We start from the raw sequence: 25,920 nt of genomic DNA, 5'->3' as shown, positions 1-25,920 counted from the left end.
GAATTGCGCGCACAGCCCTCACACCGGTCGTGCTGTTACAGGTACTGACCCAGGTTGGATTCAGTGTCGATGGCCCGGCTCGCGGACGAGCTCTTGCCGGTGACGAGAGTCCGGATGTAGACGATCCGCTCGCCCTTCTTGCCCGAAATGCGCGCCCAGTCATCGGGATTGGTGGTGTTGGGCAGGTCCTCGTTCTCGGCGAACTCGTCGACGATGGAGTCCAGCAGATGCTGCACCCGCAGACCGCGCTGCTGGGTTTCCAGCACCGACTTGATGGCGTACTTCTTGGCCCGGTCCACGACGTTCTGGATCATGGCCCCGGAGTTGAAGTCCTTGAAGTACATGACCTCCTTGTCGCCGTTGGCGTAGGTCACCTCCAGGAAGCGGTTGTCGTCGATCTCCGCGTACATCCGGTCCACGATCTTCTCGATCATCGCCTTGATGGTGAGCGCGCGGTCACCGTTGAACTCGGCCAGGTCGTCCTCGTTCACCGGCAGGTTCTCCGTCAGGTACTTGGAGAAGATGTCCTGTGCCGCTTCGGCATCCGGCCGCTCGATCTTGATCTTGACGTCCAGGCGGCCGGGCCGCAGGATCGCCGGGTCGATCATGTCCTCGCGGTTGGAGGCGCCGATGACGATGACGTTCTCCAGGCCCTCGACACCGTCGATCTCCGAAAGCAGCTGCGGCACAACCGTCGTCTCCACGTCGGAGCTGACGCCGGTGCCACGGGTGCGGAAGATCGAGTCCATCTCGTCGAAGAACACGATCACCGGGGTGCCCTCGGAGGCCTTCTCGCGCGCCCGCTGGAAGATCAGCCGGATGTGCCGTTCGGTCTCGCCGACGAACTTGTTCAGCAGCTCGGGGCCCTTGATGTTCAAGAAGTAGCTCTTGGCCTCGCGAGCGTCGTCGCCCCGGATTTCGGCCATCTTCTTGGCCAGCGAGTTGGCCACGGCCTTGGCGATCAGCGTCTTGCCGCAACCGGGAGGGCCGTAGAGCAGCACGCCCTTCGGCGGCCGCAGCGAGTACTCCTTGTACAGATCCTTGTGCAGGAACGGCAGTTCCACCGCGTCGCGGATCAACTCGATCTGCCGCGTCAAGCCACCGATGTCCTCGTAGCTGACGTCAGGCACCTCTTCGAGGACCAGATCCTCGACCTCGGCCTTGGGGATCCGCTCGAAGGCGTACCCGGCCTTGCTGTCGACCAGCAGCGAGTCGCCCGGCCGCAGCTTGCGCGCCCGCTCGTCCAACAGGTCGTCGGCGTCGTCGAGCAACTCGACGATCTCGGGATCCAGATATTCCAGCGCGATCAGCGGTTCGGCGAGCCACACGATGCGCTCCTCGTCGGCGTGGCCGACCACCAGCGCGCGCTTTCCGTCGTTCAGGATTTCGCGCAGGGTGCAGATCTCACCGACCGACTCGAACGAGCCGGCCTCGACCACCGTCAGCGCCTCGTTGAGGCGGACGGTCTGCCCCTGCTTGAGTTCGGACACCTCGATGTTCGGTGAGACCGACAGCCGCATCTTGCGACCGGAGGTGAAGACGTCGACGGTGTCGTCGTCGTGGGCGAGCAGCAAGACGCCGTACCCGCTGGGCGGCTGCCCCAGCCGATCGACCTCTTCACGAAGCGCCAGCAACTGCTGCCGCGCCTCTTTGAGAGTGTCCATCAGCTTGCCGTTGCGGGTCGTCAGCGAATCGATGCGGGCCTCGAGCTGCTGCACGTCACGCGGTCCGCGGTGCGCCGCGGCCGCATTCGTGAGCTGCTCACGCAGCGCCGCCGTCTCGCTGCGAAGCCGCGCCAACTCGGCGGCATCGGTGCTGGACATGGGGTTCTGACGAGATGTGCCCGGGCTACCGAAGGCGTCCGGGCGATCCATTTCAGACATCTTGAGCTCCTTTCCCACACCGGAAGTTGGTGCGGCGGATACCTCAACGCTACCGGCCATCCGTCATTCATGGGCGTTCAAGGAATCGCGACACACGGGTGTTGCTCTGACCGCGCTGTTAACCTCATACCCGAGTCGGGCTCATCGAAAGGACCGCAGTGATCGTCAAATCCCTCGTCACCGGCATCGCAGCCACCGCCCTGGTCGGTGCTGCCGCCGTCGGTACGACCGTGGCTTCGCAGACGGCCATCCCGACCACTGGAACGTCGACGGCCGTCGCGCCGGTCGTGCGCCAGGTGCCGCTGCCCCAGGCGCCCGCGCCGGGCCTGCAGACGACTCTGGTGTCCACGCTCACCGGGCTGACGGCTGCCGGGAGCTTCGCCGGGTCCAAGGGCAGCTACATCCAGGGTGGCGTCGGCCGCCTCGAGGCCATCACCGCCGACCGGGCGTACAGCAACGCCGTGAAGCAGGGTGTGTTCCCCATGAACTTCGCCGTTGCCGACATCGATGACCTCGGAGACGGCACCGCGACGGCCAACGTCACGGCCACCGCCGCCACCGGCGCAACCGCATCCCAGCCGCTGACCTTCGTCGCCGGCCCCAGCCCGACCGGCTGGCAACTGTCCAAGGGGTCGGCCATGGCCCTGCTGTCGTCGGTGAAGTAGGCGCCAGGACCAGCCCGGTGAAGCCGATCCGAGGGACCCTGATCGCCGTCATCGCGGCGGCGATCGGGTTGGCCGGGTGCAGTGAACACGTCGAGCCGCCGGCCGACCCGATGCCCCGTTCGCTGCTCACCACCGACGCCAAGGCACCCGCGGCGGCGCCGCTGCCCTCACCCGATGCGATCACCGCGGTGCTGTACAAGATCGCCGATCCCGCGGTGCCCTCGGCACAAAAGATCGGGCTGATCCAATACGGCACCGCCGAGGATCAGGCCGGGCTGGACAACTTCACCAAGGCGCTGCGCGACAACGGCTTCAATCCGATGAACGTGACGGCGACGGACCTGCTGTGGTCGGCCGGGCAGCCGGGCGACATCATCGCCACCATCACGATCAGTTCGGTCGCCGTACCGGACAACAAGTTCACGTTCCCCATGGAATTCAGTCCCATCCGGGATGCCTGGCAGCTGAATCGCCAGACCGCGAACCTGCTGCTCAAGGTGGGGCAGCCGGGCGGTCCAGGCGGCCCGGGCGCGTCACCCGCGCCTGGTCGCTGAGCCGCCGATGTGGGTCGGATGGCTGGAATTCGACGTGCTGCTCGGCGACGTGCACTCATTGAAAGAGAAGCGCTCGGTCATCCGTCCGATCATCGCCGAACTGCAGCGCAAGTTCTTCGTGTCCGCCGCCGAGAGCGGCAATCAGGATCTGCACCGCCGCGCGGCGATCGGGGTGTCGGTCGTCGCGGCTGACCGCCATCACGTCGTCGAGGTACTCGACGCCGCCGAACGTCAGGTGGCGGCGCGTCCCGAGATCGAACTGCTGTCCGTGCGACGCGGCCTGGTCAGCAGCGACGACTAGATGTTGCGCTTGCGCCGCAACGGCTGCGGCGTCACCGCGCCCGGCGCGAGGCGACGCGCACTGATCAGGAACGCGGTGTGGCCGCGCATCGAATGCTGCGGCCGTACCGCAAGGCCGACGACGTCCCAGCCGCGCTGCAGCGACTCCCACGACCGCGGTTCGGTCCAGCACTGCTGCGCACGCAGCGCCTCGACCGTCTTCGACAGCTGGGTGACCGTCGCGACGTAGACGATCAGGACGCCGCCCGGAACCAGCGCCTTCGCGACCGTCTCCAGCACGTCCCACGGCGCGAGCATGTCGAGCACGATGCGGTCGACTTCCCCGCCGTCGTAGTCGTTGAGGTCGGCGATGACCAGGTTCCAGTTCTCGGGCCGCTCGCCGAAGAAGGTCTCGACGTTGCGCACCGCGTGCACCGCATGGTCGTCACGGACTTCATAGGAGGTCACGGAACCGCCCGGGCCGACCGCCCGAAGCAGCGAACAGGTCAGTGCACCGGAGCCGGCGCCGGCCTCCAAAACCCGTGCGCCGGGGAAGATGTCGCCCTCGTGCACGATCTGCGCGGCGTCCTTCGGGTAGATCACCTGCGCGCCGCGCGGCATCGACAGCACGTAGTCGATCAGCAGCGGGCGCAGCACCAGGAACGGGTCGCCGTTGGTGGATTTCACGACGCTGCCCTCTGGCTGGTCGATCACCGAGTCGTGCGCGACGATGCCGCGATGGGTGTGGAATTCCCCACCTGTGGCCAGCACCATCGTGTAGTGCCGGCCTTTGGCGTCGGTCAGTTGGACGCGGTCGCCGACGGTGAAGGGTCCGGTGATTCTCACCGGGCCAGCCTGCCAGCCGACCCCTCCCGGTAGACGGCCGGGGTTCGGCAACTTTGTCGTTGCCCCCACATAAGCTGCTGCCATGAGCACCACCAGCGAGGAGCCGAAGGCGGATCGCGCATGACATCTGCCGCCCCGACCCGGCGGCCGGCACTGTCACCGTCGCGGGCCGGTGATTTCAAACAGTGCCCGCTGCTCTACCGGTTCCGGGCCATCGACCGACTGCCGGAGCCGTCGTCGACCGCGCAGTTGCGAGGTTCACTGGTGCACGCCGCACTCGAGCAGCTGTACGCGCTGCCGGCTAGCGACCGCGTGCCGGAGACAGCGTTGTCCCTGGTGACGCCGGCCTGGGATGCCGTGGTGGCAGAGAAGCCCGAGCTGGCCGAGGAGATCGCGCCCGAACTGCGGGAGACGCTGCTCGACGAAGCGCGGGCCCTGCTGTCGGGGTATTACCGGCTCGAGGATCCGACGCGCTTCGATCCGCAGTGCTGCGAACAACGCGTCGAGGTCGAGTTGTCCGACGGCACGCTGCTGCGCGGATTCGTCGACCGGATCGACGTGGCGCCGACCGGTGAGCTGCGCGTGGTCGATTACAAGACCGGCAAGGCCCCGCCGGAAGCGCGGGCGCTGGCCGAATTCAAGGCCATGTTCCAGATGAAGTTCTACGCGGTGGCCCTGCTCCGCATACGTGGCGTGGTGCCGGCTCGGCTGCGGTTGTTGTATCTGGCGGACAGTCAGGTGCTGGACTACAGCCCCGATCTGGCCGAGTTGGAAAGGTTCGAGAAGACGCTGATGGCCATCTGGCACGCCATCCAGAAGTCCGGCGAGACCGGCGATTTCCGCCCCAACCCGTCGAAGCTGTGTTCCTGGTGCACCCATCAAGACCTGTGCCCCGCCTTCGGTGGCACTCCCCCGCCGTATCCCGGCTGGCCCGAGAGTTTCGGGGCCGCATGATCGACTGTTACTACCGTCGGCTGGACGACGGTGGCGTTGTCGGCGGTCTGCAGCGCTTCGAATCGACCGAAGGTACCGGCAGCAACTGGGACGAGAGCATCCAGCACGGGTCGCCGCCGCTGGCGCTGCTGACCAAATCCATCGAAGAGCTGGCCGCCGGGAACGGCATGCAGGTGGGCCGGCTGACCCTCGACATCCTCGGCGCGATTCCCGTTGCGCCCGTTGCGGTCCGGGCCTGGGTCTCCCGACCAGGCTCGCGCATCTGCATGATGACCGCGGAGATGACGGCCGCCCAGCGGGACGGTTCGGAACGTGCGGTCGCGCGAATGTCGGCGTGGCTCTTGGCGACAACCGACACTCGTGACGCGGCCCTCGATCGGTACCCGCCGATGCCCCGGGTGCCCGACACCGGTTTCCGCCATTCCTGGCAGGGCCGGCCCGGCTACCTCGAGACCGTCACCTGGGTGCCGCAGCCCGACGATGCCAACGCCTCGGTGGTGTGGATGCGGCCGCTCATTTCGTTGGTCGACGACGAGGAACCGACCGACCTGCAGCGGCTGGCGATGGTGGTCGATTCCGCGAATGGCGTTGGCGCGACACTGGATCCGAATGAGTTCATGTTCATGAACACCGACACCACGGTGCACCTGCACCGCGCCCCCGTGGGCGCGGAGTTCTGCTTGCGCGCCCGCGGCTCGATCGGGCCCGACGGCCTCGGGTCGACCACGGCCGAGCTGTTCGACGAACAGGGCTTCATCGGGACATCGGCGCAGACGCTGTTGGTTCAGCGACGCTGACGAAGCGGGATCACTTCGAAACGTCGACGGCGGACTTCGGCGCGTCGAAGAAAACACGCAATGCGGAAATATCGCCTTTGATGTCGACGAGCGGAGCGATGTCGTCAAGGGCGAGTAGGCCTGCCGCAAGCCCCAGAACAATCTGCGCCTCGGCCGTGAGCACGGCATCGAGCTTGCGACCGTCGGGCCAGCCCACCTCGATGCCGGACTCGGTGACGCTCAACTGGACGGTGACACCGTCCACCACGATTCCCACCGCCGTCGACTGACCTCTGGGCGCTCGCCCCGAGAACAGGGCAGGCAGAGCCACGAGAAGTCCGTCGGGCCGGAACGAATCCCCTTCGGGACCGCGGATCATCAGCGGCTGCTACAACACTGCGCCCTTTGGGGTGATCGACGGCATCAGTACGGCTGCCACAGCCGGGTGCGGCTCCGAGTATTGCTCCAAGTGGACACGACGGTAACGCCGCAGAACGACGGCGGCGATGAGTGCCACACCGCCGGCCGCCCCCACCGGTAGGGCGGTCGATTGCCGGTCAGACAGTATCGATTGACACTGCTCGACATAGTTGCTCGCCACGAACTGGGGTCCGCCACTGGTGTGCTGTTCGAAGTTGAGCCGGTCTTGCTCTCGGGCAACTTCGAAGCGTGGGTGAAAGCCGTTCCCGCAGGGGATTGCGAATCCGGCCCGGTCGACAGCTCCCAGGTGAACTGGGGTTGCCGTGGACAGCAGCGCGCCGAGGACTGCGGCGGTGCCGGCGAGCGACAGTATGCGGCTGAACATGTTGCCCTGGTTCCCCTTTCGAGAGGTGTCTACTTCGGACGGTTCTCCCCGCCCGTCAAATCCGTGCTCGATTCGATGCGTGCCATTTGCTGGTCGGCGGTATCAAGCCGTGCTATCGGGGCTGTGCTGCCGGCAGCCTTCGAGTTGGCGGACGAGCCGCTCGGAGATGGGGCCGTCGGGGTGGTGCAGTGCACGCCAGGCCTCCAGTTTCGCCACGAGAGCATCGGGGATCGCAAGCTTTTCGCGTTCGACGACTGCGATCAGCGACTCGATTACGCCGCCGAACTCGCTGATGCCGAGGTTGATGTAGGCGTCGTTGAGCTCTGTGGGCGTCAAGCCGAAACGGATGGCTTCCACCAACTCCCACGCGACGTCGGACTCGCTGGTCAACGCAGTCATCGGAACTCCTCTTTCCGCCTCGAGCACTGCTCCCCCGCCAGGAGGGATGGCGGTTGACAGCATTTACTCGATGGGTCATCTCGTGAGCGGTGAGTCTCGCTTCCGGAACCGTCGTTGGTGGTCTCACCGCTTTGTAGGGTTAGTCGTTGCTGGGGGCGGGAACCGAACGTGCACGTCAAGTGATCCCGGGCACACTGACGCAGCCAGCACCAGCTCGAGCTCGGCTCTGGTCTTTCACTCGTGGCTGTAGCCGAGGTCAACCGTCGCATCGGAGCTGCTCAGCCTCTCAAACCCAGATCGAGTGCCCAGGCGGCCGTCTATATCTACTTGCGTCTATATAGACGACTAGGCATACTGGCGCTATGGACGTCTTCGAAGCGGTCGCCGAACCGAACCGGCGCGCCCTGCTCGACGTACTCGCCGAGGGTGAACGCACGGCCGGTGAACTCGTCGCCACCCTCCCCGGTCTGACCCAGCCCACGGTCTCCCGTCATCTCCGCGTGCTGCGTGAGGTCGGACTGGTCGAGGTTCGGCCTGATGCCCAACGCCGTATCTACGCCCTGCGCGCCGACGGCCTGGTCGCGATGGATCAGTGGATCGACCGCTACCGCCGCTACTGGACCAATCATCTGGACGCCCTTGAGCGCCATCTGGATTCGACATTCGAGGAGGAAAATGACAGCCAATGAACTCGAGGGCGTCGTCACCGTCGACGGCGACCGAGCGACGCTGACATTCGAGCGGCGACTGAGGCACCCCGTCGAGCGTGTGTGGGCCGCGATCACCGAGCCCGCGCATCGCGACATCTGGATGGGCAGAACCGTCATCGACGGCCGCGAGGGTGGCTCGATCGAGACGGTCGCCTCGGGTCCGCCCGTACCACCGGACATGAAGCGCATGACGGGTCGCATCCTGGTCTGGGATCCGCCGCACGTGTTCGAGCACGAGTGGCACCAGCAGATCGTCGAACCCGGTGTGGTCCGCTACGAACTCGCCGCCGACGGCACCGGCACCCTGCTCCGGATGACCCATCGCGGCCTCGGCGTGCCCAACGCCAACGGGTTCCGGCCCGGCACACAGGCTTTCCTCGATCGTCTTCAAGCACTGCTCGACGGCACTCCCCTGCCCGGCTGGCTGGAGCGATACGCCGAGATCGCCGGGCACAGCCCGCTCGATGCCCCACCCGCCGTCCCGAATACCTAGGAGAACAGCATGTCGGACAACACCTTTCACGAGGCTCCCTCGGTGGTCGTCGCCTACCAGTCCGGGTTCGGCCACACCGCGTTCCTGGCCGAGGCAGTCGCCGCCGGAGCCAGGTCGACGGGGGCGGCCGTCACCCTGATCCGGTTGGGTGATGTCACCGAAGACGAATGGCAGACCCTCGACACCGCGGACGCGATCATCTTCGGCACCGCCACCTACATGGGCAACGTGTCGGCGGCATTCCAGACGTTCGCCGAGCAGACCGGCCGTCGCTGCCAGCAGGGCACGTGGCGTGACAAAGTTGCGGCCGGCTTCACCAACTCGGGATGCAAGAGCGGCGACAAGCTCAATTCGCTTGTCTCGCTGGCGGTCTTCGCCGCCCAGCATCACATGCACTGGGTCAACCTGGGCCTGGGTCCGGGCTGGAACCACTCCACGGCAAGCGACGGCGAACTGAACAGGCTGGGCTTCTGGCTGGGTGCCGCGGCGGCGACCGACGTCGACGCCAACCCGGATGAGGTGCACCCGTCCGATGCCGCGACCTGCGAGCACCTGGGCCGACGCGTCGCCGAGGTCACCCGGCAGCTGATTGCCGGACGCTTCGCGGCACAGGCTGTTACCGACCCCGTTACCGCAGGGGCCTGAGCCCTTCGAGCATGGTGGGCACGAGCTCGGAGACCGTCGGATGGATGTGCACGGTGTGTGTCATGGTGGTGTACGGGGCTTTCGCGGCCATCAGATCGAGGATGCAGTGCACCACCTCGTCCCCACCAACGCCGAGGATGGACGCGCCGAGAATCTGGTTGGTCTCGGCGTCGACCACGACCTTCATGAAGCCCTGGGTCTCCCCCTTTTCGACTGCCCGGCCGACGCGCGTCATCGGGCGCTTCCCCACCAATGCTTTTCGCCCCGATGCCCGCACCTGAGCCTCGGTCATACCGGCCCGCCCGAGCGGTGGATCGATGTACAGCGCATAGGTGGGGATGCGGTCGCTGACCCGGCGAGGTTCGTTGTCGAGCAGGTTGGCCGCCACGATCTCGAAGTCGTTGTACGACGTATGGGTGAACGCGCCCTTGCCGTTACAGTCGCCCATGGCCCAGATGTGATCGACGGTGGTCCGCAGCTGATCGTCGACGGTGATGTATCCCCGGGAGTCCGTTGCCACGCCGGCCTTTTCGAGACCCAGGTCGTCGGTGTTGGGGACGCGGCCGACGGCGACCAGCAGGTGCGAGCCAGATACGACGGCACTCCCCGTGCTGACCGCCACCCCGTCGCCGTCTTTGGCCACCCGAATATCGCTGGCGCCCAGATGGATTGTGATGCCCTCACGTTCGAGGATGTCCTTGATGGCGGCGCAGACATCGTCGTCTTCGCGCGAGGCCAGTCTGGGCCCGCGTTCGACCACCGTGACCTCGGCGCCGAACCGGCGGAACATCTGCGCGAACTCCAGGCCGATGTAGCTGCCGCCGATGATCACCAGATGCTCTGGCACCGTGTCGAGTTCGAGGATGCCGACATTTGTGAGGTAGTCGACGTCGGCCAGACCGGGGATGTCGGGGGCCGTCGCGCGGCCACCGGTGTTGAGAAAGATCTTCTTGCCGGTGATCTGTTGGTCGCCGACCTGCAGCGTGTGCGGGTCGAGAAAACGTGCATGCCCGCGTAGCAGCGTGCAGCCGTTCATGCCTTCCAGCCAGCTCTCGACGCCGTCGCGGTCCGCTGTGACGATCCCGTCCTTGCGGCCCTTGACTTTTGCCATGTCGACCGTGATTTCGCCGGTTCCGATGCCGTACTCGGCACCGCGGCGGGCCAGGTGTGCGGCGTGGGCGCTGGCAACCAACGTCTTGGTGGGGATGCAGCCGTAGTTCACGCAGGTGCCGCCGACGAGCTTGCGCTCGATGACCGCCACGGTGTGGCCGGCTTCGGTGAGTCGGCCGGCCAAGGGCGGTCCCGCCTGCCCCGCGCCGACGATGATGGCGTCGAACGCGGTCGCCTCAGACGACGACATACGGACCGATGGCACTCAGCGCGACGGCCGCTATCGCGAAGCCACCGCCTACCGCGAGGACATCCTCGGCGAGCGCGACCGGCAGGTCGCGTCCGCCGTTGCGCGCCACCAGGATTCGGCGCGCGTGAAAACCTGCGAGCGTCCCGATCACCGCGCCGATCATGCCGGCGCCCATGCCGATGAATGTGTGGTGCCATCCGGCACCGATGACCGCACCGGCGAACGCCCCGGTGAACAACCGGGCAACGAACTGCGACGGCACCGTTCGCGCGGGAGTCTTGGGCAGCTGATCGGTGATCAACTCGACCACCAGCAGGATCGTCAGCACCGTCACCGTGATCCAGTTACCGACCCATTCGGCCCAGGTGCCCACCAGCGGCAGCCAACCGAGCTTGGCGCCCCAGGCGACCACCGCAGGCGGAGTCAGCGCCCGCAGGCCCGCGACCACACCGATAAGTAAGGCGAACAGCAGAATCAGCGCTTGTGTCACGTGACCCCTCCAGTTAGGAAGTGCGGGTTGCAGACCGTACGGGGACGCTAACACCGCTCTCGGTCAGAAGCGACAGAACCGGATATCGGAAGCCAGGATCGCCTTGGCTCCGATGGCAGCCAGCTCATCCATGATCGCGTTGACCTGGCGGCGCGGCACCAGGGCACGCACGGCCACCCAGTCGGCATCGGCCAGCGGGGCGATGGTCGGCGATTCGAGACCCGGCGTGATGGCCGTCGCCTGCTCCAAAACAGTGCGCGGGCAGTCGTAGTCGAGCATGAGGTACTGCTGCCCGAAGACCACGCCCTGGATGCGGGCCGCGAGTTGATCGCGAGCCGGATCCGGCGCGACGTCACTGCGCTCGATCAGCACCGCCTCCGAATCGCACAGCGACTCACCGAAGGCCACCAGGTTGTGCAGCGCCAACGTCCGGCCGGAGCCGACGACGTCGGCGATCGCGTCAGCGACACCGAGCTGGATCGAGATCTCCACCGCGCCGTCGAGTCGGATCACCGTGGCTTCAATACCTTTGTCGGACAGGTCTTTCCGCACCAGGTTCGGGTAGGCGCTGGCGACACGCTTGCCGGCCAGGTCGGCGACCGTCCAGTCCCGGCCGGCGGGCGCGGCGTACCGGAACGTCGACGACCCGAAGCCCAGGGCCAGCCGCTCACTGACCGGCGCCATCGACTCGGCCGCCAGGTCGCGGCCGGTGATGCCGAAGTCCAGCTGCCCGGACCCGACATAGATGGCAATGTCCTTGGGGCGCAGGAAGAAGAACTCGACCTTGTTCACCGGGTCGACGACCGTCAGATCCTTGGGATCGGTGCGGCGGCGGTATCCGGCCTCGGACAGTACGTGGGAGGCGGACTCGCTGAGCGCGCCCTTGTTCGGGACGGCGACGCGCAGGAGGCCGTTGGACGATGCGCCGGTCACAGCTTGCCGTACACGTCGTCGAGGGTCAGGCCGCGCTTGATCATCAGTACCTGCGTCCAGTACAGGAGCTGGCCGATCTCGCCCGCCAGCTCGTCGTCGCTCTCGTGTTCCGCGGCGATCCATACTTCGCCGGCCTCTTCGATGATCTTCTTGCCCAGATGATGCACCCCGGCATCCAACGCCGCGACGGTGCCGCTGCCGGCCGGCCGGGTCTGCGCTCGCTCACTGAGCTCGGCGAATAGCGCATCGAAGGTCTTCACGGGCTGCAATTGTTTCACGCTGCGGACGCGGGCTGTGCACGTGGCTGCCCGGGGCCGCGCGGCGGGGCTGTACCGGCATTCGGAAAAACTTTGGTCACTTTGTTCCCGCTGGTCACGGTGGATAACTGAGGCCGCATAGGTCACAGCGAATTGTCGGTGCATCGAACTAGTGTTCGATGCATGGGTAGTGATCGGGCCGTTATCGAGCAGGCGTACGCCGCGTACGAAGCTGCCGCGGCCACGATCGCGTCCCTGGACCACACCGGCCTGGACGTGCGCACCCTGTTGGAGTTGCAGTCGCGCCGCGAAACGGTGAAGTGCGCGGCCGAGGCGGTCGATCACCACATCCTCGCGGCGGCGCAGACGCAGGCCACCGCCAAGGATATCGGGGCCAAGGACTGGCCCGAGGTGCTGCATGTGCGGCTGCGCATCAGCCGCGACGAGGCCCGCCGCCGGGTCCGGGACTGCGATCATCTGGGGCCGCGGTCGGCGATCACCGGGGAACCGTTGGGTCCGGTGTGGGAGCTGGTCGCCGCCGCCCAGGCCGACGGCGTCATCAACGGTGAGCACGTGCAGGTGATCACCTGGTTTTTCCAGAAGCTGCCGCTGTGGGCGGCCGACCCGGTCACCCTGGCCCAGTGCGAGGCCGATCTGGTGGCCGACGCGAGGGTCAAAACCCCCGAGGACCTACGGCGCGCGGCCGCGGACTTGTTGTACCGACTCGATCAGGACGGGCCCGAACCCGACGACGACGAGCCCGACCCGAAACGCTCCTTCGTAATGGGTAAGCAGCGGCCCGACGGCCGCACCGAGGTCACTGCCCACCTCGATCCGGAAGGGCGGGCCTACTGGCAGACACTGTTCGACAAATACGCCGCCCCGGGGATGTGCAACCCCGCCGACCAGGTGCCGTGCGTGTCGGGCACGCCCACCCAAGAACAGATCGATGCGGATACCCGCACCCTGGCCCAGCGGCAATACGACGCGTTCAAAATGGTCGGGCGGATGATGCTGGCCTCATCCGCCGGGGTGCACAACGGCTTCCCGGTCGCGGTGGTCGGCAGCTGCACCCTCACCGACCTGGAAAAACGTGCCGGGGTCGCTTTGACCCACACCGGCACCAAGCTGCCGGTCAAAGATCTGATCCGGATGGCCGCACAGGGGTCGGACAACTACCTCGCCGTCTTCGACGACCACACCGGCCAACCGCTCTATCTGGGCCGGGCCGCGCGCACCGCCAGCACCGCGCAGCGGCTGGCCCTGTTCGCCCGCGACCGGGGCTGCACCCGCCCCAACTGCACCGCCCCGGCCTCGCGCAGCCAGGTGCATCACCTCACCAACTGGCGCGACGGCGGACTGACCAACGTCGATGTCATGACCCTGGCCTGCGGCTGCGACAACCGGCTCGCCGACACCGGCGGCTGGCGCACCGCCATGGGCCCCGACGGCCGCACCCACTGGACCCCACCACCACTCCTAGATGTGGGCCAACCACGCACCAACCAGTACCACCGCCCGACGCTGTACACCACAGAGCGCGGCGGAGACGCCGACGGCGATGGTGAAAGCGACAGTCCCGCAAGGTGATACGGCACCCAATGACGCCGGAAGGCCACGCCACCCAACCGCGGCGGCGGTACCGCACGCGCTGCGGCACCCACGCGGCAATACGGGTCGCATCGATTCACAGCGCCCACTCGACGCGACGCACCACAACGCGCGATGGCCGCCGACGCCGAGCCTGCACCTGTACCGAGACTCAACCGCGCCTAGGACCTAGGAGTTGCCGTGTCACCGCGAACCGGCCGACTGCCGTGGCCCGCCTTTGAGCTACGCGACGGCGATGCCCCCGCCTTGCCGACGCCCTTTGGCAGGCCTGCCTGCGATCGGGCATTCTGGCCGCCGGGATTCCGATCCTGGGATTCACCGGCAGCCGACACCAGCCCGCGCTGCACCGACTGCCGCCCCGTCGACTTGATCTGCCCCGCCACGTCGTCAGCGGTCGTATCGGGAGTCGCCGCCGCGCCCTTCGACATCCGCAACGTCGGCAACACCCGCCCGTTGTGCGTCGCCTTGGCAGATGGCAGCACTGGGCCGGAGACGGTCGCGGCGGGTGCAACGCCCGCGGTCGATTCGGCTGCCGTCGGCGCGGGCGTCGCGGAGACCGGTGCCGGCACCGCCGCGAACGGCAGCAAGTTGAGTATCGGGGCAGCGATGGAGTTGAAAATTGTGAGCGGCACACCCACGACCAATCCGTACAAGATGATGCCCACGAACACGAACGGGCCGAAGATCGCAGCCAGCTCGGGCGTGCTGACCAGCGGCTGAGCCAGCGTCACGAACGCCGTCGACAGCGCCGACACAATTGCCTGCTCGATGACGGCGACGGCCCCAGCAGGCTGCGGGGTCGACGTTGCTGCCAGAGGCATTGGCGCCGTGACGGATCCAGCCCCCGGCGCCGTGGCGCCTGCAGCACCGATACCCGAGCTGCCGCCAGCCACCACCTGCGCCGCCGATGCCACCAAGTCGGCGTGGGTGTCCACGAATTGGTCCAGCGCGGCCCATTGCGCCGATAGCGACGTATCAACAGCCGCCGTCCGGACAGCACTGATGCCGACATTGACCGCATGCACGGGCGGAGGGACGCCGACAAAACCAAGTATCACGACGCCGGCGGCGGCAACCGCACCAGCGACGTTCAGACGAACCACACCACCAGAGCCGGTGTTGACCATCGCGCGCCCCTTCCAGGAAGGAGCGTCCGAACCACGGCAGCACCAACGCTCACCGCCGCTAATTATCTAGCACGTCAATACTGCTGGCATCAGTCATCTGGTGGAGATTTCACGGGGCTCGCGACCGGATTCAGTCAGCCACTGCCACGATGCGGCACTCAGCGTGCCTTACTTTGCCAGCAACTCGGCGTGCATGTCCTCCAGCGCAACGCCTTTGGTCTCGCGAACCCACTTGGCGACGAACACCAGCGACAGGAGCGCACACAGGGCGTAGAAGCCATATGCGACGCCGAGCATGCTGCGCAGTTCGGGGAAGGTGACGGTGATCAGCCAGTTGGCGACCCACTGACCGGCCGCGGCCAGACCCAGCGCCGCAGCACGGATGCGGTTGGGGAACATCTCCCCCAGCAGGACCCACACGACCGGACCCCAGGACATGCCGAACGCCACCACGAACAAGTTGGCGGCGATCAGGGCGATGGGCCCCTCGATGCCGCTCAATTGCGGCACCCCGTTCACCTGCGGGGCCGTGCCGAAGATGATGGCCATCGTGGCGAGCGTCAGCGTCATCCCCGTGGAGCCGATGAGCAGCAGCGGCTTGCGGCCGATCTTGTCGATCAGCATGATCGCGACCACTGTCGTCACGATGTTCACCACCGAGGTGATGACGGTGATGATGAACGACGAGCTCTCGTCGAATCCGACTGCCTCCCAAAGCACGTTCGAGTAGTAGAAGATCACGTTGATCCCGACGAACTGCTGGAACACCGACAGCGCCAAGCCGACCCAGACGATGCCGTAGAGGCTGAGGGGTCCACCTCCGGGCTTGCACATGTCACGCCAGGTGGGCTTCTCCTCGGACTCGAGCGTCTGCTGGATGCGATCGATGGTGATCTCCAGGTTCTTCTCCCCCAGCAACGTGGTGAGCACCTTGCGCGCTTCCGGAATCCGGTGTGTGGCAACGAGATAACGTGGCGACTCAGGAATGGTGAAGGCCAACAGGCCGTACACGATGGCGGGAATGGCCATCAGGATGAACATCCAGCGCCAGGCCTCCTGCCCCAGCCACAGCATGTTGCTCGCCCCACCGGCCAGATGCGCCAGCAGCGCGTCGACCGCCAATGACAGGAAGATGCCGGTGACGATGGCCAGCTGCTGCAGAGAGCCGAGCCGACCTCGGATGCTCCTCGGTGAGGTTTCGGCGATATAGGCCGGAGCGATCACAGACGCGATGCCGACGCCGAGGCCGCCGATGACCCGGAACGCCACGAGAACCCAGATGTTCCACGCCAGCCCGGCGCCGAGTGCACTGATCAGGAACAGCACGGCAGCCATCGTCATCACGGCCAGCCGGCCGACGCGGTCGGCCAGTCGCCCGGCCGTCATGGCGCCGACGGCCGCACCGAGCAGCGCCGAAGCGACGGCGATCCCCAATGACTTGTCGTCGATCGCAAAGTTCGACTGGATCGACTTCACCGCACCGTTGATGACGGCGCTGTCATAGCCGAAGAGCAGGCCGCCGAGCGCCGCTACCGACGCTATGCGCACCGCACTGCGGCCGGAGCCGAACTCCTCGTCGTCAAAGATCGCCGTGGTGTCGTCACCGATCGGGCCATGGGACATCGGACGTCCTTTCGCAACGCTGCGTGGGGTGCGTCAACAATCGCACAGCAGGCGGCGCTGCCGGACCAGAACCAGCGGCTACGAACACATTTCGGTGTGGATATCACGAAGGTCGGAGACCCCGAGCCCGGCCAGCGATTCGATGTGGCGACGGCGTGGGCCGTCGGGCACCGCGACGTCGTTGGGAACGACGAGCACGACGCAGCCCGCGGCGTCGGCCGACTGCGCACCCGTCACCGAATCCTCGATCGCCAGACAGTCCTCCGCAGCGACGCCGAGCAGTTCCGCGGCCCGCAGATACGGGGCCGGATGCGGCTTGCCGTCGGGCACCTCGTCGCCGCAGACCGTGACCGTAAAATAGTGACTACCAATGGTTTTCAGCGCCTGTTCGGTCAGGGTGCGCCTGGTGTTGGTCACCAGTGCCAGCGGAATCTCGCTGGCAGCCAAGGTTTGCAGCAACTCCTGCGCGCCCGGCCGCCACGGCAGCCCCTGCTCGAACAGTTCGCCGGTGTAGTCGTGCAGCCAGTCCGCGGACTCGGCCATGGACTCCGGCGTCGGGTCCAGGCCGAGGTCGTCGTAGACGATCCGCATGACGTTCTCCGCCGAACCGCCGACCGTCGTCTCTCGTATGGCGTCGGTCAGCACGCCGCCTTTTTGGGCGTAAAAGGCGTGCATCGCGACGTCCCAGAGCTTTTCGGAGTCGACGAGTGTGCCGTCCATGTCGAACAACACGGCCTTGAACAAATCAGTCCTCCGGGTTGTAGCCGAGGTTGGGGGCGAGCCAGCGCTCGGCTTCCTTCAGGGTCCAGCCCTTGCGCCGCGCGTAGTCGGCGACCTGGTCCTGGGCCAACCGGCCGACGACGAAGTACTGCGACTGCGGGTGCGAGAAGTACCAGCCGCTGACGGCGGCGCCGGGCCACATCGCCATCGACTCGGTCAGCTCGATGCCGGTGCGCTCGGTGGCGTCCAGCAGCGAGAACAGCGTGGTCTTCTCGGTGTGCTCCGGGCAGGCCGGGTAGCCGGGCGCGGGCCGGATTCCGACGTACTTCTCCCCGATGAGCGCCTCGTTGTCGAGCTGCTCGTCGGGCCGGTAGCCCCAGAATTCCTCGCGGACCCGCTGGTGCATCCGTTCGGCAAACGCCTCGGCCAGCCGGTCGGCGATGGACTCCAGCAAGATGGCGCTGTAGTCGTCGAGGGCGGCCTTGAACTCCATGATCTTGTCCTGGCTACCGAGGCCCGCCGTGACCGCGAAGGCGCCGACATAGTCGGCGAGACCGGTGTCTTTGGGCGCGATGAAGTCACCCAACGACTTGTTCGGGATGCCGTCGCGGTGCTCGCCCTGCTGGCGCAGGTTGCGCAGCGTGGTGAGCACCTCGGTGCGGGCCTCGTCGGTGTAGACCTCGATGTCGTCGCCGACGGCGTTGGCCGGGAAGAAGCCGATAACGCCGTTGGCGCGCAGCCACTTCTCCTTGATCAGGGTGTCGAGCATCTCCTGGGCGTCGTCGTACAACTTGCGGGCGGCCTCACCCGACGCCGGGTTGTTGAGGATGTCGGGGAACTTGCCCTTCATCTCCCAGGCGTTGAAGAACGGCTGCCAGTCGATGTACTCGCGCAGCTCGGCGAGGTCGTACTCGAGAAACTCGCGCACGCCGACGCCTTGTGCCGGCACCGGCGGCTGGTAGCCGGCCCACTCGATGGGCGTGCGGTTGGCGCGCGCCTTCTCCAGCGTCAGCATCGGTCGCTCGTGCTTCTGGGCGTGCCGTTCACGCAGCGCGGCGTAGTCCTTCTCGGTGGCCTCCATGAGGGCGGGACGCTGCTTGTCGTCGAGCAGCGCAGCCGCCACCGGCACCGAGCGGGACGCGTCCTTGACCCAGACCACCGGACCGCTGCGGCGCGGCGAAATCTTCACGGCCGTGTGCGCACGCGAGGTCGTCGCACCACCGATCAGCAGCGGGATCTCCAGGCCCTCGCGTTCCATCTCGACGGCGAAGTTCACCATCTCGTCGAGCGACGGCGTGATCAGGCCGGACAGCCCGATGATGTCGGCGTTGTGTTCCTTGGCCGCGTCCAGGATCTTCTGGGCGGGCACCATGACACCGAGGTCGATCACTTCGAAGTTGTTGCACTGCAGGACAACGCCGACGATGTTCTTGCCGATGTCGTGGACGTCGCCCTTCACCGTCGCCATCACGATCGTGCCGTTGGTGTCCTTGGCCGCCTTGCCATTTCCCGTCGCTTCGCCCGCCCCGGAAGTGCCGTTCTGTTCCTTCTCCGCCTCGATGAACGGCAGCAGGTACGCGACAGCCTTCTTCATCACGCGGGCCGACTTCACGACCTGGGGCAGGAACATCTTGCCCGCACCGAAGAGGTCGCCGACGACGTTCATGCCGTCCATCAGCGGACCCTCGATGACCTCGATCGGCCGGCCTCCCGCGGCCGCGATGTCAGCGCGCAGTTCCTCGGTGTCATCGTTGACATGAGCGTCGATGCCCTTGACCAGAGCATGCGTAATCCGTTCGCGCACCGGCAGACTGCGCCACTCGGCCGCCTTCGGATCTTCGTCCGCGGCCTTGGTGTTGAACCGCTCGGCGATTTCCAGGAGCCGCTCGGCGGCGTCCTCGCGGCGGTTCAGTACGACGTCCTCGATGCGGTCCCGCAGCTCGGGATCGATCTCGTCGTAGGGCACCAGCGCACCGGCGTTGACGATGCCCATGTCCAGACCCGCCTTGATGGCATGGAACAGGAACACCGCGTGGATGGCCTCGCGAACCGGGTTATTACCGCGGAACGAGAACGACACGTTCGAGATACCGCCCGAGATGTGGACCCCGGGCAGGTTCTCCTTGATCCAGGCGCAGGCCTCGATGAAGTCGATGCCGTAGGTGGCGTGCTCCTCGATGCCGGTCGCCAGCGCGAAGCAGTTCGGGTCGAAAATGATGTCCTCGGCCGGGAAGCCGACCTCTTCGGTCAGAATCCGGTAAGCACGCCCGCAGATCTCCTTGCGGCGCTCCAGGTTGTCGGCCTGGCCCTGCTCGTCGAAGGCCATCACGACGACGGCGGCGCCGTACTTGCGGCAGAGCCGGGCCTCGCGGATGAACTTCTCCTCGCCCTCCTTCATGGAGATCGAGTTCACGATCGGCTTGCCCTGCACGTTCTTCAGACCCGCCTCGATGACATCCCATTTGGAGGAGTCGATCATCACCGGGACACGGCTGATGTCCGGCTCGGCCGCGATCAGCTTGGTGAAGCGGTCCATCGCGGCGATGCCGTCGATCATGCCCTCGTCCATGTTGATGTCGATGACCTGCGCACCGACCTCGACCTGCTGCAGGGCGACCGACAGCGCGGTGTCGTAGTCCTCGGCCTTGATCAGGTTGCGGAACCGGGCGGAGCCGGTGATGTTGGTGCGCTCACCAATGTTCACGAACAGCGAGTCTTCGGTGATGTTGAGCGGCTCCAGGCCCGACAGCCGGGTGGCCACCGGGATCTCCGGCAGCTCGCGCGGCGTCTTGCCCTCGACCACCTTGGCGATCTCGGCGATGTGCGGCGGCGCGGTTCCGCAGCAGCCGCCGACCAGGTTGACCAGACCGGCCTCGGCGAACTCCTCGATGTAGCCGGCCTGACGCTCCGGGGACTCGTCGTACTCGCCAAAGGCGTTGGGCAGACCCGCATTCGGGTAGCAGGAGACGAAGGTGTCGGCAATCCGGGCGACCTCGGCGATGTACGGCCGCATCTCGGGCGCGCCCAACGCGCAGTTGAGGCCGACCGCGAGCGGCTTGGCGTGCCGGATCGCATTCCAGAACGCCTCGGTGACCTGACCCGACAGCGTCCGGCCCGACGCGTCGGTGATGGTGCCCGAGATGATCAACGGCCAGCGGCGGCCGCGCTGCTCGAACAGCGTCTCGACGGCGAACACCGCAGCCTTGGCGTTCAGCGAATCGAAGATCGTCTCGATGATCAAAATGTCGGAGCCGCCGTCGACCAGGCCGTTGGCCGCTTCGAGGTACGCGGCGACCAGCTGGTCGTACGACACGTTGCGGGCGCCCGGATCGTTGACATCCGGCGAGATCGACGCGGTCCGCGTCGTCGGGCCCAAGGCACCGGCGACGTAGCGCGGCTTATCGGGGGTGCTGAACTCGTCGGCGGCCTCGCGGGCCAGTGCGGCGCCGGCATAGTTCAGTTCGTAGGCGAACTCCTCCATGCCGTAGTCGGCGAGCGAGACCGCGTTCGCGTTGAACGTGTTGGTCTCGAGAATGTCCGCGCCCGCTTCGAGGTACTCGCGGTGGATGCCTTCGATGATCTGCGGCTGCGTCAGGGTGAGGAGGTCGTTGTTGCCGATCAGATCGCTCGGCCAGTCCTTGAACCGCTCGCCGCGGTAGCCGGCCTCATCGGGCCGGTCCCGCTGGATCGCCGTGCCCATCGCGCCGTCGATGACCATGATCCGCTGACCCAGCGCAGCCGTCAGTTCGGCCGTGCAGTCGGGGCGGATGTTCGGCACGAAAGTGCTCGATGGTGCGGCAGTCACATGCGTTCCTTCCATTGCGGAAGGCGTCCTTAACTCTGCCGAGCGTGGCGGATACCAGTGAGACTGGAATCCGTTGCAACGCCTCTCGACCTCAAAGAGTCTACGTCGTCAGCGGACAGAGGTTCGGACGCCCACGTTGGACAGCAGTTTGTCCGGTGCAGTCACATGAACATGGTAGGCGGCCCGCCAAATCGGTTTGCCGGCCCGACCCGCCCAGGGGTAGCGCTCGCGGGTGCCGATAAGGGCTTACGCTGGCGTTGTGAGTCCGTCCGACCGGCCCCTGCCCCAGGGCCTTGACCTGCCCGAACTGCACGATGCCGTCGTCGTCGCGGCGTTCGAGGGGTGGAACGACGCCGGTGACGCCGCCAGTGACGCCCTCGAGCACCTGGATGCCATGTGGGAGGCCCGGACCATCGTCGAGATCGACGATGAGAGCTACTACGACTACCAGGTGAATCGCCCCGTGATCCGCCAGGTCGACGGCGTCACGCGCGAGCTGGTGTGGCCGTCGATGAGCATCTCCCACTGTCGTCCGCCGGGCTCGGATCGCGATGTGGTGCTGATGCACGGCGTCGAGCCGAACATGCGGTGGCGAACGTTCTGCGCCGAGCTGCTGGCGATCCTGGACAAGCTCAATGTGCAGACCGTCGTCATCCTGGGAGCACTGCTCGCAGACACCCCGCACACCCGCCCTGTGCCGGTCTCCGGCGCGGCGTACTCCGCGGACTCGGCCAAGTTCTTCGGCCTCGAAGAGACCCGCTACGAAGGCCCGACCGGCATCGCCGGGGTTTTCCAGGACGCCTGCGTGCAGGCCGGTATCCCGGCGGTCACGTTCTGGGCCGCGGTGCCGCACTACGTGTCGCAGCCCCCGTGCCCCAAGGCCACCGTCGCGCTGCTGCGCCGCGTCGAGGACGCCCTGGACATCGAGGTGCCCCTCGGCGACCTGCCGGCACAGGCCGAGGAGTGGGAGCAGTCGGTCACCGAGATGACCGCCGACGACGACGAGATCGCCGAATACGTGCAGTCCCTGGAAGAACGCGGCGACGCCGAGGTCGACATGAACGAGGCACTCGGCAAGATCGACGGCGACGCACTGGCGGCGGAGTTCGAGCGGTACCTCAAGCGCAGAGGTCGTTGACCCGCGAGCGGCCGTGTCTGCACACCGACACGCCGCGGCTGACGTGCACATTGCGCACGTTCGCGGCCGCCGAGCGACAGCATTCGTACGCGATCACGCGGTGTGTCGTGTACAAACACGCACGCTCGCGGGTGATGGGGTACCACGGGATGGGTTACCGCGGGTGATGGGCTACCGCGGGTGATGGGCTACCGCGGGTGATGGGGTACCGCGGGAGGGGCTACCCGCGGACGGGCGTGGGGGCCTTCCAGGTGCCGTCGAGCGCCTCGGGTTTGGGCCAGTACAGCCGCATCGCGATGACGAACGGCCCGGTCGGCGCGGGCAGCCAGTTGGCTTCGCGGGCCGGCCCCGGTGACTTGTTCTGCAGGTTCAGCGTGATGCCGCCGTCGGGGTCCTTGATCAGGGTGGGCAGCATCGCCGAATTGATCAGGTACCGGTTGATGGAATTGGCCACGAGCAGGCTCTGCGGCAGCTCATACATGGTCACCGACCAGAAGGCATTGACCGGCGGCAGCTGACCGGGCGCGAACCGCAGGGTGTAGTTGTGGGCGCCGGTCAGTGGCGTTCCGCTGCTGTCGTTCGAAGAACTGGGATAGATCGCCTCGGCCGCGGTGTTGCCGTAGATGCCGAGCACCGCACCGGCCATCCGGTACAGGTAGTTGCCCTTGAGATCGCTTGCGGTGCCGAACAATTGGGCCGACGTCACCTCGCCGGTATCGATCTTGTCCTTCTTCAGCGTGTTGAACGCCGCCCAGGCATCGGCCATCCCGTCCTCGACGGCCTTGCGGTTCTCGGGTGTCAGCTTGTCCGCGCGGAAGGTGCCGTCGGAGCCGATGCCGATCGTGGCGAAGCGCTGCCGCATGACCTCCTCGGCGGGCTGCGCCGGCGCGAACTTCATTGCGAAGTTGAGGATTTCGAAGAACTTCGGCGACGTGCGCTCGTCCTGCGCGGACAGCGGGGCGACGAAGTCGATGGGCGGGGCCGGCGGTGGCGGTGGCTGATTCAGGAAGCCCGACAGCGGGGTCACCTGGTAACCGGCCTGAATCTTCTTGACGTTGTCGATGTCCGTCGGCCCGAACAGCTGGGTGCGGTACATCACAAAGGCCAATTCGGTCGAGCTGCGGATCACCCGCTCGATGCCCGGCGGCGTCGCGCCGTGCCAATTCGGCCCGGCCAGAAGGTATTTGCCCGCGCCGTTGCCGGTCGCGCGGCTACCGACGTACGCGATGTTGTACGTGTAGCCGTCGACGAACTGCAGCGAGTAGTAACGGCGCGGTTCGACCTCGGGGACGCTCAGCACCAGCGGCTCGGCGCGCAGGTCGGCGCCCAGGAACGAGTACGGGGTGTCCGAGTTGGGGGTCTGGATCGCCGTGTCCGCCGGCGTGTAGACCCGCGCGGTGTTGTGGATCTGGTTCCAGGCGCCCTTGTACTCGGGCCCGGCCTTGTCGACGAAGTACGAGTGCTGGACCCGATAGTTGTCGACCATCGGAAACCCGTACGTGTAAGCCGATTTCGCGATGGCCCGCACCTGCTCGGGGGTCGGCGGCTGCGGCGCCGAGGGCCCGGACGACTCGTGGTCCGCGCACCCGGTCACCGCCAACAGCATCGCGATGAGGCCGAGGCAGAAGAAACCGACCCGCATGGTCAGTGCTTGTCGAGCTGCTCGGTGTGCGCGCTGGACGAGCGGCCCAGGGCGGCCACCTCGACGTCCATCCGGGGCAGCAGATCGGGCACGAACTTGGCCACCGGCACCTCGCCGATGCGCGTCGCCAGCAGCGGGCGCAGCCAGCGCAGCCCGCCGACCCAGCCGGGGCAGTTCACTCGCGTCTTGCGTCCCTCGATACCGGCGACGAAGGCCTCACCGCACTTGTCGACCGACGTCGTCTTGCTGATCGGCCATGGCAGCTTCGTCAGCATCTCGGCGAAGGTCGACAGGTCGGACTTGGAATCGCGCACCATGGCGGTGTCGATCCAGGACATGTGTGCCGAGCCGACGTCGACGCCGCGGTAGCCGACCTCGAGACGCAGCGCGTTGGCGAAATGCTCGACCGCGGCCTTGGATGCGTTGTAGGGCGCCAGACCCGGAGCAGCGGTGTAGGCGGCCAGTGACGACACGATCAGCACGTAGCCCCGGCGGTCGAGGACCGACGGCAGCGTGGCGCGCACGGTGTGGAACACCCCGAGCACGTTGATGTCGAGCAGCCGCTTGAAGGCCTCGGGGTCGACCTGCAACACCGAGCCGTACGTGGCGATACCGGCGTTGGCCATGACGACGTCGATGCCGCCGAAACGCTCGACGGCCGCATCGGCGGCGGCCTGCATCGACGACAGGTCGCGGACGTCGGCGACCACGGTCAGGACGTCGTCACCGAGCGTGGCGGCCGTGGCGTCCAACGCTGCCGCGTCGACGTCGGTCAGCACCAGCTTGGCACCTTTCCGGTGCAACCGGCGGGCCACTTCGGCCCCGACCCCCGCAGCACCACCGGTGATGAAGACGACTTTTCCGTACACAGAACCCATGGTCCGAAAACGTACTCTCACGGCGAAGTGACTAGAGGGTCACCCCGAGCAGTGCGTCGACGGTGTCGGCCACCAAGCGCGGTGAGGCCGCATCATGGCCACCGTACTCCAGCGCGTCCGTCGACCAACCGTCAAGGGCAGCAAGAACTTTCGGAGTATCCAGGTCGTCGGCGAGGTAGCGGCGCACCCGCGCCAGCAGATCGGCGGCATCAGGTCCGGCAGGCAGCGCGGCGGCGGCCCGCCAGCGCTGCAGCCGTAGCTGCGCGGTGCTGAGTACCTCGGGGCTCCAGAAGCGGTCGGCGCGGTAGTGCCCCGCCATCAGGCCCAGCCGGATGGCGCCCGGGTCGACGCCGTCGGCCCGCAGCTGCGACACCAGCACCAGGTTGCCACGGCTCTTGCTCATCTTGTGGCCGTCCCAGCCGATCATCCCGCCGTGCACGTAGTGGCGGGCGAAACGCCGCTCCCCCGTTACCGATTCGGCGTGCGCGGCGGAGAATTCGTGGTGCGGGAAGGCCAGGTCGCTGCCGCCGCCCTGGATGTCCACGCCCGGGCCGAGGCGGTTCAGCGCGATCGCCGCGCACTCGATGTGCCAGCCCGGCCGGCCCGCGCCGAACGGCGACGGCCAACTCGGCTCGCCCGGCCGCTGCACACGCCACAGCAGGGCGTCCAGCGGGTTGACCTTGCCGACGCGGTCGGGGTCACCGCCGCGCTCACCGAACAACGCCAGCATGGTGTCGCGGTCATAGCCCGACTCGTAGCCGAACTGGACGGTGGCGTCGGCCCGATAATAAATGTCGGGGTACCCAGGTTCATTGGCGTCGTCGATGACATACGCGGCACCGGAGGCCAGCAGCTTCTCCACGAGCTCGACGACCTCGGCGATCGACTCGATGGCGCCGACGTAGTCGTGCGGCGGGAGCACTCGCAGCGCCGCCATGTCCTGCCGGAACAGCTCGGTCTCGCGGTCGCCGAGGGCGCGCCAGTCGATGCCGTCGCGCGCGGCGCGCTCGAACAGCGGGTCGTCGACGTCGGTGACGTTCTGCACGTAGTGGACGTCGTGGCCGGCGTCGAGCCAGTACCGGTGCACCAGGTCGAAGGTCAGATAGGTGGCGGCGTGGCCGAGGTGGGTGGCGTCGTACGGCGTGATCCCGCAGACGTACATGGTGGCCTTCGGGCCCGCCGAGACCGGCCGGACCTGACGGTCCGCGGTGTCATAGAGCCGGAGTTCGGGACCGGCCTGTCTCGGCCGGCCCGGCAGGTTCGGGACGCTGGGCGCCAGCCACGATCGCATGACATCGACTTTAGGGTGTGTCCCGAGACACGGCTC

At 66.8% G+C, this 25,920-nt stretch carries 25 protein-coding genes; 10 read left to right on the top strand and 15 right to left on the bottom strand.

Translation table 11 applies throughout. The features are described 5' to 3' along the window. Positions 1-35: 35 nt before the first annotated feature. Positions 36-1,874 (bottom strand): proteasome ATPase, encoded by a 1,839-nt coding sequence (arc, locus tag ACWW1C_RS09845; protein ID WP_455984217.1) that lies wholly within the window; start codon positions 1,872-1,874, stop codon positions 36-38. Positions 1,875-2,041: 167 nt separating this feature from the next. Between arc and ACWW1C_RS09840 the strand changes: the two genes are divergently transcribed. Genes ACWW1C_RS09840 through ACWW1C_RS09830 form a run of 3 tightly spaced genes read left to right on the top strand, consistent with a single transcriptional unit; the run spans position 2,042 to position 3,403 of the window. Then, positions 2,042-2,548 (top strand): hypothetical protein, encoded by a 507-nt coding sequence (locus tag ACWW1C_RS09840; protein WP_455983258.1) that lies wholly within the window; start codon positions 2,042-2,044, stop codon positions 2,546-2,548. A gap of 17 nt (positions 2,549-2,565) precedes the next feature. Beyond that, entirely contained in the window at positions 2,566-3,102 is a 537-nt protein-coding gene (locus tag ACWW1C_RS09835) for a hypothetical protein (protein WP_455983257.1), read from the top strand. Positions 3,103-3,109: 7 nt separating this feature from the next. Beyond that, positions 3,110-3,403, top strand: a complete 294-nt coding sequence (locus ACWW1C_RS09830) for a DUF503 domain-containing protein (protein WP_455983256.1) — start codon at positions 3,110-3,112, stop codon at positions 3,401-3,403. On the opposite strand, the gene ACWW1C_RS09825 is transcribed toward ACWW1C_RS09830, so the two are convergent. Beyond that, positions 3,400-4,227, bottom strand: a complete 828-nt coding sequence (locus ACWW1C_RS09825; protein ID WP_455983255.1) for a tRNA (adenine-N1)-methyltransferase — start codon at positions 4,225-4,227, stop codon at positions 3,400-3,402. The genes ACWW1C_RS09830 and ACWW1C_RS09825 overlap by 4 nt on opposite strands. A 120-nt stretch (positions 4,228-4,347) precedes the next feature. On the opposite strand from ACWW1C_RS09825, the gene ACWW1C_RS09820 reads away from it, so the two are divergent. Further along, positions 4,348-5,181 (top strand): RecB family exonuclease, encoded by an 834-nt coding sequence (locus ACWW1C_RS09820; RefSeq protein WP_455983254.1) that lies wholly within the window; start codon positions 4,348-4,350, stop codon positions 5,179-5,181. After that, the gene (locus ACWW1C_RS09815; RefSeq protein ID WP_455983253.1) at positions 5,178-5,978 is read left to right on the top strand and encodes a thioesterase family protein; all 801 of its coding nucleotides are present in this window, start codon (positions 5,178-5,180) and stop codon (positions 5,976-5,978) included. The genes ACWW1C_RS09820 and ACWW1C_RS09815 overlap by 4 nt, the downstream gene beginning before the upstream one ends. A gap of 10 nt (positions 5,979-5,988) precedes the next feature. On the opposite strand, the gene ACWW1C_RS09810 is transcribed toward ACWW1C_RS09815, so the two are convergent. Together ACWW1C_RS09810 and ACWW1C_RS09805 are read right to left on the bottom strand one after the other, a co-directional pair. Continuing rightward, positions 5,989-6,225 carry a hypothetical protein gene (locus ACWW1C_RS09810; RefSeq protein ID WP_455983252.1) on the bottom strand — a complete coding sequence of 79 codons (237 nt, stop codon included), beginning with the start codon at positions 6,223-6,225 and terminating at the stop codon, positions 5,989-5,991. A 639-nt stretch (positions 6,226-6,864) separates the two neighbouring features. After that, complete coding sequence (locus tag ACWW1C_RS09805) at positions 6,865-7,161, bottom strand: hypothetical protein (protein ID WP_455983251.1); 297 nt, start codon at positions 7,159-7,161, stop codon at positions 6,865-6,867. Positions 7,162-7,523: 362 nt separating this feature from the next. Between ACWW1C_RS09805 and ACWW1C_RS09800 the strand changes: the two genes are divergently transcribed. From ACWW1C_RS09800 to ACWW1C_RS09790, 3 genes are read left to right on the top strand one after another with little or no spacing between them, the layout of a single operon-like run. Next, complete coding sequence (locus ACWW1C_RS09800) at positions 7,524-7,850, top strand: ArsR/SmtB family transcription factor (RefSeq protein WP_455983250.1); 327 nt, start codon at positions 7,524-7,526, stop codon at positions 7,848-7,850. After that, entirely contained in the window at positions 7,837-8,364 is a 528-nt protein-coding gene (locus ACWW1C_RS09795) for an SRPBCC family protein (protein WP_455983249.1), read from the top strand. Before ACWW1C_RS09800 ends, ACWW1C_RS09795 begins: the two co-directional genes overlap by 14 nt. Positions 8,365-8,373: 9 nt before the next feature. Beyond that, entirely contained in the window at positions 8,374-9,009 is a 636-nt protein-coding gene (locus ACWW1C_RS09790) for a flavodoxin family protein (protein ID WP_455983248.1), read from the top strand. Here ACWW1C_RS09790 and ACWW1C_RS09785 read toward each other — a convergent pair. The 4 genes from ACWW1C_RS09785 to ACWW1C_RS09770 all read right to left on the bottom strand — a co-directional run bounded on the left by ACWW1C_RS09785 (position 8,993) and on the right by ACWW1C_RS09770 (position 12,070). After that, on the bottom strand, positions 8,993-10,369 hold the full coding sequence (locus ACWW1C_RS09785; RefSeq protein ID WP_455983247.1) for an FAD-containing oxidoreductase: 1,377 nt from the start codon (positions 10,367-10,369) through the stop codon (positions 8,993-8,995). The two genes, ACWW1C_RS09790 and ACWW1C_RS09785, sit on opposite strands and share 17 nt — an antisense overlap. Continuing rightward, positions 10,356-10,859 carry a DUF4126 family protein gene (locus ACWW1C_RS09780; protein ID WP_455983246.1) on the bottom strand — a complete coding sequence of 168 codons (504 nt, stop codon included), beginning with the start codon at positions 10,857-10,859 and terminating at the stop codon, positions 10,356-10,358. The genes ACWW1C_RS09785 and ACWW1C_RS09780 overlap by 14 nt, the downstream gene beginning before the upstream one ends. Before the next feature lie 63 nt (positions 10,860-10,922). Continuing rightward, a complete protein-coding gene (hisG, locus tag ACWW1C_RS09775; RefSeq protein ID WP_455983245.1) occupies positions 10,923-11,792 on the bottom strand; it encodes an ATP phosphoribosyltransferase in 870 nt (289 codons plus the stop codon). Further along, positions 11,789-12,070: a phosphoribosyl-ATP diphosphatase gene (locus tag ACWW1C_RS09770; RefSeq protein ID WP_455983244.1), complete on the bottom strand. Its 282-nt coding sequence runs from the start codon at positions 12,068-12,070 to the stop codon at positions 11,789-11,791. The genes hisG and ACWW1C_RS09770 overlap by 4 nt, the downstream gene beginning before the upstream one ends. A gap of 162 nt (positions 12,071-12,232) precedes the next feature. On the opposite strand from ACWW1C_RS09770, the gene ACWW1C_RS09765 reads away from it, so the two are divergent. Further along, the gene (locus ACWW1C_RS09765) at positions 12,233-13,639 is read left to right on the top strand and encodes a DUF222 domain-containing protein (protein ID WP_455983243.1); all 1,407 of its coding nucleotides are present in this window, start codon (positions 12,233-12,235) and stop codon (positions 13,637-13,639) included. 182 nt (positions 13,640-13,821) lie between these two features. Here ACWW1C_RS09765 and ACWW1C_RS09760 read toward each other — a convergent pair whose 3' ends face one another. The 4 genes from ACWW1C_RS09760 to metH form a co-directional block, all read right to left on the bottom strand. Next, a complete protein-coding gene (locus ACWW1C_RS09760; RefSeq protein WP_455983242.1) occupies positions 13,822-14,787 on the bottom strand; it encodes a hypothetical protein in 966 nt (321 codons plus the stop codon). 168 nt (positions 14,788-14,955) lie between these two features. Next, positions 14,956-16,410 (bottom strand): sugar porter family MFS transporter, encoded by a 1,455-nt coding sequence (locus ACWW1C_RS09755; protein ID WP_455983241.1) that lies wholly within the window; start codon positions 16,408-16,410, stop codon positions 14,956-14,958. Positions 16,411-16,488: 78 nt separating this feature from the next. Next, the gene (locus ACWW1C_RS09750; RefSeq protein ID WP_455984216.1) at positions 16,489-17,130 is read right to left on the bottom strand and encodes an HAD family hydrolase; all 642 of its coding nucleotides are present in this window, start codon (positions 17,128-17,130) and stop codon (positions 16,489-16,491) included. Between the two features lie 25 nt (positions 17,131-17,155). Next, positions 17,156-20,950 (bottom strand): methionine synthase, encoded by a 3,795-nt coding sequence (gene metH, locus ACWW1C_RS09745; RefSeq protein WP_455983240.1) that lies wholly within the window; start codon positions 20,948-20,950, stop codon positions 17,156-17,158. 265 nt (positions 20,951-21,215) lie between these two features. Here metH and ACWW1C_RS09740 point away from each other — a divergent pair, with 265 nt between their 5' ends. Next, a complete protein-coding gene (locus ACWW1C_RS09740; RefSeq protein ID WP_455984215.1) occupies positions 21,216-22,073 on the top strand; it encodes a PAC2 family protein in 858 nt (285 codons plus the stop codon). A 220-nt stretch (positions 22,074-22,293) separates the two neighbouring features. Here ACWW1C_RS09740 and ACWW1C_RS09735 read toward each other — a convergent pair whose 3' ends face one another. Genes ACWW1C_RS09735 through mshC form a run of 3 tightly spaced genes read right to left on the bottom strand, consistent with a single transcriptional unit; the run spans position 22,294 to position 25,884 of the window. Beyond that, the gene (locus ACWW1C_RS09735) at positions 22,294-23,715 is read right to left on the bottom strand and encodes a DUF1254 domain-containing protein (RefSeq protein WP_455983239.1); all 1,422 of its coding nucleotides are present in this window, start codon (positions 23,713-23,715) and stop codon (positions 22,294-22,296) included. Between the two features lie 2 nt (positions 23,716-23,717). Next, complete coding sequence (locus ACWW1C_RS09730) at positions 23,718-24,593, bottom strand: SDR family oxidoreductase (RefSeq protein WP_455983238.1); 876 nt, start codon at positions 24,591-24,593, stop codon at positions 23,718-23,720. A gap of 31 nt (positions 24,594-24,624) precedes the next feature. After that, on the bottom strand, positions 24,625-25,884 hold the full coding sequence (mshC, locus tag ACWW1C_RS09725) for a cysteine--1-D-myo-inosityl 2-amino-2-deoxy-alpha-D-glucopyranoside ligase (protein WP_455983237.1): 1,260 nt from the start codon (positions 25,882-25,884) through the stop codon (positions 24,625-24,627). Between the last annotated feature and the right edge of the window lie 36 nt (positions 25,885-25,920).

Source organism: Mycobacterium sp. HM-7 (genome assembly GCF_053852335.1).
This window is presented reverse-complemented; position numbering and strand designations above follow the sequence as displayed.

What these genes read in the sequence shown, in the direction of transcription:
- arc (WP_455984217.1), bottom strand. Translation starts at nt 1,874, where the DNA reads ATGGATCGCCCGGACGCCTTCGGTAGCCCGGGCACATCTCGTCAGAAC.
- ACWW1C_RS09830 (WP_455983256.1), top strand. Translation starts at nt 3,110, where the DNA reads ATGTGGGTCGGATGGCTGGAATTCGACGTGCTGCTCGGCGACGTGCAC.
- ACWW1C_RS09820 (WP_455983254.1), top strand. Translation starts at nt 4,348, where the DNA reads ATGACATCTGCCGCCCCGACCCGGCGGCCGGCACTGTCACCGTCGCGG.
- ACWW1C_RS09815 (WP_455983253.1), top strand. Translation starts at nt 5,178, where the DNA reads ATGATCGACTGTTACTACCGTCGGCTGGACGACGGTGGCGTTGTCGGC.
- ACWW1C_RS09805 (WP_455983251.1), bottom strand. Translation starts at nt 7,161, where the DNA reads ATGACTGCGTTGACCAGCGAGTCCGACGTCGCGTGGGAGTTGGTGGAA.
- ACWW1C_RS09800 (WP_455983250.1), top strand. Translation starts at nt 7,524, where the DNA reads ATGGACGTCTTCGAAGCGGTCGCCGAACCGAACCGGCGCGCCCTGCTC.
- ACWW1C_RS09795 (WP_455983249.1), top strand. Translation starts at nt 7,837, where the DNA reads ATGACAGCCAATGAACTCGAGGGCGTCGTCACCGTCGACGGCGACCGA.
- ACWW1C_RS09790 (WP_455983248.1), top strand. Translation starts at nt 8,374, where the DNA reads ATGTCGGACAACACCTTTCACGAGGCTCCCTCGGTGGTCGTCGCCTAC.
- ACWW1C_RS09785 (WP_455983247.1), bottom strand. Translation starts at nt 10,369, where the DNA reads ATGTCGTCGTCTGAGGCGACCGCGTTCGACGCCATCATCGTCGGCGCG.
- ACWW1C_RS09765 (WP_455983243.1), top strand. Translation starts at nt 12,233, where the DNA reads ATGGGTAGTGATCGGGCCGTTATCGAGCAGGCGTACGCCGCGTACGAA.
- ACWW1C_RS09760 (WP_455983242.1), bottom strand. Translation starts at nt 14,787, where the DNA reads ATGGTCAACACCGGCTCTGGTGGTGTGGTTCGTCTGAACGTCGCTGGT.
- ACWW1C_RS09755 (WP_455983241.1), bottom strand. Translation starts at nt 16,410, where the DNA reads ATGTCCCATGGCCCGATCGGTGACGACACCACGGCGATCTTTGACGAC.
- ACWW1C_RS09750 (WP_455984216.1), bottom strand. Translation starts at nt 17,130, where the DNA reads ATGGACGGCACACTCGTCGACTCCGAAAAGCTCTGGGACGTCGCGATG.
- metH (WP_455983240.1), bottom strand. Translation starts at nt 20,950, where the DNA reads ATGGAAGGAACGCATGTGACTGCCGCACCATCGAGCACTTTCGTGCCG.
- ACWW1C_RS09735 (WP_455983239.1), bottom strand. Translation starts at nt 23,715, where the DNA reads ATGCGGGTCGGTTTCTTCTGCCTCGGCCTCATCGCGATGCTGTTGGCG.
- ACWW1C_RS09730 (WP_455983238.1), bottom strand. Translation starts at nt 24,593, where the DNA reads ATGGGTTCTGTGTACGGAAAAGTCGTCTTCATCACCGGTGGTGCTGCG.
- mshC (WP_455983237.1), bottom strand. Translation starts at nt 25,884, where the DNA reads ATGCGATCGTGGCTGGCGCCCAGCGTCCCGAACCTGCCGGGCCGGCCG.